The sequence below is a fragment of the Actinosynnema sp. NPDC059797 genome, assembly GCF_042732085.1.
GTDB lineage: Bacteria > Actinomycetota > Actinomycetes > Mycobacteriales > Pseudonocardiaceae > Actinosynnema.
The window spans coordinates 1-6,300 of sequence record NZ_JBHWIE010000387.1; the positions used below are offsets into that span (position 1 = coordinate 1).

1 protein-coding gene is annotated in these 6,300 nt (G+C 77.8%); it reads right to left on the minus strand.

The window, feature by feature from the left end; translation table 11 throughout:
- Positions 1-6,300 (minus strand): beta-ketoacyl synthase N-terminal-like domain-containing protein (locus tag ACFV4N_RS37870; RefSeq protein WP_499677495.1); only part of this gene is annotated, 6,300 nt, incomplete at both ends.

The following is a 6,300-nucleotide window of genomic DNA, read 5'->3' on the forward strand; positions in this document are numbered from 1 at the left end:
CCTCCAGCTCGCGCACCATGTTGATCATCAGCAGCGAGTCCGCGCCCAGGTCGAAGAACGGCACGTCCGGGGCGATCCGGTCCGGTTCGTCACCCAGGTGGCGCGCGGTCAGCTCCCGCACGCGGGTCAGCACGGCCTCGTCCGGGTCGCTGTTCCGCACGGCGGGCGCACTCTCCTCGTGGTCTGCTGCGGGCAAGGGTTCGGCGGGCGAGGGTTCGGCGGGCACCGGGTCGATCCAGTGCCGGGTGGGTCGGAACGGGTAGGTGGGCAGCGGCACGCGCCTGCCGCCGGGGGCGAGCACGGCCCAGTCGACCTCGACGCCGTGGCAGAACAGCGCGGCCAGGCCGGGCACGACGGTGTCCGCGCCGCGGCGGCGCAGCGGCAGCCAGGTGGTGCCCGGCCACTGCCCGCCCAGCGCCGACAGCACCCCGGACGGCCCCAGCTCCACGAACGTCGCGTGGTCGGCCGCCACCAGCCCGTCGACCGAGCCGCGGAAGTCCGCCGTGGACCGGGTGTGCGCGAGGACGTGCCCGGCGCCCGGCACCGCGCCCTCGGTGAGCACCACGCCGGTGCCCGAGTGCACCGGCAGCGCCAGTGGCCTCCAGTCCAGCGCCGCCGCCTGCCTGCCGAGCGCGTCCAGCACCGGGTCGACCATCGCGGTGTGGAAGGCCCGGTCCGCGGCCACCCTCCGGCACTCCACCCCGCGCGCGGCCAGCGAGCGCTCCGCCTCGGCCACGGCCTCCGGGGTCCCGCCGAACACCGCGTGCCGGGGCCCGTTGCGCACGGCCACCGCCAGGCCGGCCACCTCCTCGACGTCGTCGAACACCGCCAGCAGCGCGCCTTCGGGAGCCGACTGCATCAGCGCGCCGCGCACGGCGGCCAGGTGCATGGCGTCCTCGGCGGACAGCGCGCCCGCCACGGCCAGCGCCGCGTACTCGCCCGCGCTGTGCCCGACCACGGCCTCCGGGCGCACCCCCAGCTCGGCCAACAGCGCCGCCTGGGCCAGCTGCACGGCCAGCAGCGCCGGTTGCAGGGTCGCGGTCGTCCACTCGTGCGGCTCGCCCAGCAGCGGCGGCAGCAGGTCGACGCCCCAGTCCCGGCGGTGCCGGTCGAGCAGGCCGCGCAGCACGTCCGCCGAGACCGGGTGCGCCAGCAGCGACGTCCCCGCGCCCGTGCAGTCCACCCCCTGGCCGGCGAAGGCGAACACCAGCGGGCCCGGGTTGCCGGCGGTCCCCCGGGCCGACCCGCCGTCCCGCAGGTCCCGGGCGGCCCCGTCGGCGTCGCCGCCCCACGCCACCAACCGGTGGGGCAGCCGCACGCGCCCCGCGCCCAGCGTCGTCAGCACGTCCGCCGGGTCGGCGTCGCCGAGCGCGTCGGCGGTGGCGCCGGCCAGCTCCGCCAACGCCCCCGGTGTCCGCGCCGACAGCGGCACCACCCACGGCGCGTGCCGGTCCGCCGGGGCGGTCCGGTCCGCCGGGGCCGGCTCGGGGGCCTGCTCCAGCACCACGTGCGCGTTCGTCCCGCCCACGCCCAGCGCGGTCACCCCGGCCCGGCGGACACCGGGCAGCGGCCACGGCGTCGGCGCGGTGGGCACCGCGATCAGGCCGTCGTCCAGGCGCAGCGCGGGGTTCGGGGTGGTGAAGCCCGCCTGCGGCGGCACCGTGCCGGCGCGCAGCGCGAGCACCGCCTTGAGCAGGCCCGCCATGCCCGCCGCGCTGTCGAGGTGGCCGATGTTGGCCTTGACCGACCCCACGAGCAGCGGTTCCGCCCGCCCGGCGAACGCGCCGCGCAGCGCCTCCACCTCGATCGGGTCGCCCACCGCGGTCCCGGTGCCGTGCGCCTCGACGTACCCGATCGACCCCGGCCCCACCCCGGCCGACGCGAGCGCGTCGCGCACCACCGCCGTCTGCCCGGCGACACCGGGCGAGGTGTAGCCGACCTTGGCCGAGCCGTCGTTGTTGACCGCCGACCCGAGGATCACCGCGTGCACGGTGTCGCCGTCGGCCAGCGCGGCGTCCAGCGGTTTGAGCAGCACGGCCGCGACGCCGTTGCCGCCGACCGTGCCGTCCGCGGTCGCGTCGAACGCCCGGCACCGCCCGGTGGCGGACAGGATCGACCCCGGCTCGTACCGGTACCCGGCGATCCCCGGCACGTGCAGCGCCGCCGCGCCGGCCAGCGCCATGTCCGCGTCGCCCGCCAGCAGCGCGGTGATCGCCGAGTGCACGGCGACCAGCGAGGTGGAGCAGGCGGAGCGCACGGTCACCGCGGGCCCGGTCAGGCCGAGCCGGTAGGCCACCCTGGTGGCCAGGAAGTCCGGTTCGTTGCCGATCGCCACCTGGAGCGCGGCCAACTGGTCGCCGGGGTCGGTGCCGCCGAGGTTCTCGCGCAGGTAGGTGCGCAGCGAGTACAGGGTCATCCCGGAGCCCGCGTAGACCCCGACCCGGCCGCCCGCACCGGCGTACCCGGCGTGCTCCAGCGCCTGGTGGCAGATCTGGAGGAACAGCCGCTGCTGCGGGTCGGTGACCGCCGCCTCGGCCGGGCTGATGCCGAACAGCTCGGCGTCGAAGCCCGCGATGTCGTCGAGCGCGCCGCTGACCGGCACGTACGCCGGGTCGTCGACCAGGCGCGCGGGGATGCCCGCGGCGATCAGCTCCTCGCGGCCGAACCGGGTGGTGCTGACCACCCCGGCGAGCAGGTTCTCCCAGTACCGCTCCAGGGTCGGCGCGCCGGGGAACCGGGCGGCCATGCCGATGACCGCCACGCGCCGGTCGCGCCCGCCGCCCCGGCGCTCCCCCGCCCGGTGGTCCCCGGTCAGCTCGGACAGGTGCGCGCTCAGCGCCGCCTCGTTGGGGTGGGCGTACAGCGCGGTCAGCGGGAACTCCCGGTCCAGCGCCCGCTGGAGCGCGGCGTGCAGCCGCACCAGGCCCAGCGACCCGAGGCCGGCCTCGTAGAACGGGGTGTCCGGGCCGAGCCCGCCGGGCACGACCTCCCGCAGCGTCTCGCGCACCAGCCTGCGCACGCCCGCCGCGCCACCGGTCGGCCGCTCGGTGACGCGCACCGGTTGGGGCTCGGGCCTACCCGTCGGGGCCACGGGCAGCTCCACGCCGAACGCGTCGCGCCCCGGGGTGGCCGAGCCCTCCAGGGGTTCGGCGGGCAGCAGGCGCCGCGCGGCCGGGTTGGCCCGGTCGACGCCGAGCAGGATCGTGCCCGGCGGTTGGCGCAGCGCGGCCGTGAACAGGGCGTTGCCGTCGGCGGCGGTGAAGGCGAGCAGCTTGCCCCGGCTGGCGGCCTCCCGCTCCTCGTGGCCCGCGTTGAGGCCCGTCGACCGCCACAGGCCCCAGACCAGGGTGTGCACCGGGTGGTCCGCGCCCAGGCGCTCGGCCAGGGCCTCCAGGTACCGGTTGCCCGCCGTGTAGCCGGCCGTGCCGACGGCGGGGAACCAGGTCAGCAGCGTGCTGAACGCGATCAGTCTGCTGCCCGGCCGCCGCCGCAGGACCTCGGCCACGGCCAGGGACCCGGCCACCTTGGCCCGCGTCTGCGCCCGCCACCGGTCCGCCGTGGTCTCGGCCAGCTGCCCGGTCTCGTAGGTCCCGGCCAGGTGCAGCACCCCGGCCAGCGGCTCGCCCCACGCCGCCTCGGCCTCGGCGACGGCCGCCTCCAGCGCGTCCGCGTCCGCCACGTCGACCCGCGCGTGGCGCACGTCGGCGCCCAGCCCGGCCAGGTCGGTCGCCGGTCCCCGGCCGACGACCAGCAGCCGCAGGCCCAGGCCCGGCAGCACCACCCGGCCGATGCCGCCCAACCCGCCGGTCACCAGCCAGCAACTGCCCGGCTCGGCCGCCGGGCGCGCGTCCCGGACGGGCTCGACCGGTGCCAGCGCACGCACCACCGGCCGGTCGCGCCAGGCGATCACCGGTTCGCGGTGGACCCAGGTCAGCGCCCGCGCCAGCAGCTCCGGGTCGTCGTCGCGGCCGGGCAGCTCCAGGTGCCAGGCGCGCAGCCCCGGCCGTTCCAGGGCGGCGGCGGTCACGATCGACGCGGTCAGCGCCGCCGCGCACCCTCCCGCCCGGCCGACGCTGACCAGCTCGCCCGTCCAGCCGGCCGCGGCCAGCCGGGCGACGAGGTCCAGCACCGGGATCGACGCCCGCTCCTCGTCGGGACCGGCGACCACGACGACGACGTCCGCGTCCGGACCGTCCGGACCGCCCGGGTCGCCCGGGTCCAGGGCACGCGCGCCGGGCACGGCGGCGGCCAGGGCCGGGTCGCCGAACACGCGGACCCGGCCCGGGTCTCGGGTCGCGGTGAACGAGCGGGGCGCCCACACCGGGCGGTGCAGGGCGTCGGGCAGGGTGGTGCGGGCCGCCTCGGCCAGCTCCACCGCGCGCACCCGGTCGTCCAGCTCGCCGCGCAGCAGCCGGGCGCGCATGGCCGTGCGCTGGACCTTGCCGCTGGTGGTCTTGTCGAACCCGTCCCGGTCCACGGCCGCGAGCAGCACCGACACCAGGCCGAACCGCTCGGCCAGCCGCCGCCGCACCTCGCCCACCACGCGCCCCGTCAGCCCGGCGGCGGGCACGAACACCACCGCCAGCCGCTCGCCGCCGTCCGGGGCGGGCACCCCGAACGCGCCGACGAAGCTCGTCGCCACCCCCGGCAGCGCCCCCACCACGTCCTCGATCTCATGGCAGTAGTAGTGGACGCCGTTGTTGATGATGATCTCCTTGGCCCGGCCGGTGATCGTCACCCGGCCGTCGGCCACGAACGCGAGGTCCCCGGTGTCGAACCAGTCCCCGTCCGGGAAGGCCTCGGCGTTGGCCTCGGGGTTGTTCAGGTAGCCGGGCGTGATCCGGGCCGAACGCCCCTGCAACCGGCCGATCCGCAGCTCCGGCAGCACGGTCCGCCCGTCCGGCCCGACGACGCGGAACTCCGAGCCCGGCGCGGGCCGGCCCATGCTCAGGAACGTCGAACTGCCCTCGGCGGGCCCGGCCAGCAGCTCCAGGGCGCCGCCGGCGGCCTGCCGCACGTGCTGCACCGCGTCCGGCCCGAACGGCTGGTAGGTGATGGCCGTGCACGTCTCGGCCATGCCCCAGGCCAGCAGCACGGTGTCGTCGGCGACCCCGAACCGGCCGGTCGCCGCCAGGAACCGGCGCACCACCGGTTCCGTGCACTGCTCGCCCGCGTTGACCAGCGCGCGCAGCGGGGTCAGGTCCCAGGTGCGCGCCGGGTCGGCGGTCGCGAGCGCGTCGGCGACCAGGCCGAACCCGAAGTTGGGCGACCAGCTGTGCTGCGCCCGGTACTCGTGCAGCAGGTCCAGCCAGCGCAGCGGGTCGGCCAGCACGTCGGCGGTGGGCACGTGCACGTTGTCGCAGCCCAGCACCACCGGGCCGAAGTGGTACATGACCACCCCGGCCACGTGGTCCAGCGGCAGCCAGTTCACGAACACGTCCCCGGGGCCCATCCGGCTGACCTGCCGCGCCGCCCGCGCGTAGCGCACCAGGCCGCGGTGGGTGACCTGGATGACCTTGGACCGGCCCGTGCTGCCGGACGACAGCTGCAGCACCGCCACCGCGCCCGGCTCGGGCCGGTGCACCTCGGCGACCGGTTCGGCCTCCGCGCACCCGGCCAGGTCGAGCACCCGCATCGAGGTCAGCCCGGACCGCGCGGCGTGACCGCGCAGCCCGGCGACGGTGGCGCCGCCGGAGAGCACCACCGGCTCGCCCAGGTCCCGCCAGGCGTGCTCCAGCTTGTCCAGCACGGCCGTGCGCTCGGCGTAGGTCGCCGACTGGGCCACCGCGACCGGGCGGACACCGCCGAGCAGGCACGCCCACAGCGCGACCAGGTGCTCGGCCAGCGACGGCGTGTGCAGCACCGCCACGTCGCCGACCGCCAGCCCGGCCGCGCGCAGCCCGGCCAGCACCCGCTTGGCCCGGTCCAGCAGCTCGGGGTAGGTCAGCACCCCGGCGCGGCCGCCCTCGACGACGTGCACGCCCCGGTCCGGGTGCCGCCGCGCCGCGGCGAGCAGCGCCTCGACCAGCGTGGCCGGGTCGTCCCCGGTCAGGTCCGGGTCGTCGGTGGCGGTCAGCGACGACGGCCCGGCGAGGTCGGCGCCGGCGACGTCGTCCAGGGCGGCCGGCGGGCCCTCCACCCACCGCGGCGGCAGGTCGGCGAACTCGGCGAGGTGCCGCCGCCCGGTCGTCGGCGCGGGCAGGGGCACGGGCGTGGTCGCCGACTCCGGCACCGGCAGCCGCCGCAGCGCCGCCTCGTCCGGCTCGCCGTCCCGGTCGCGCGGTATCGCCGAGACCACCG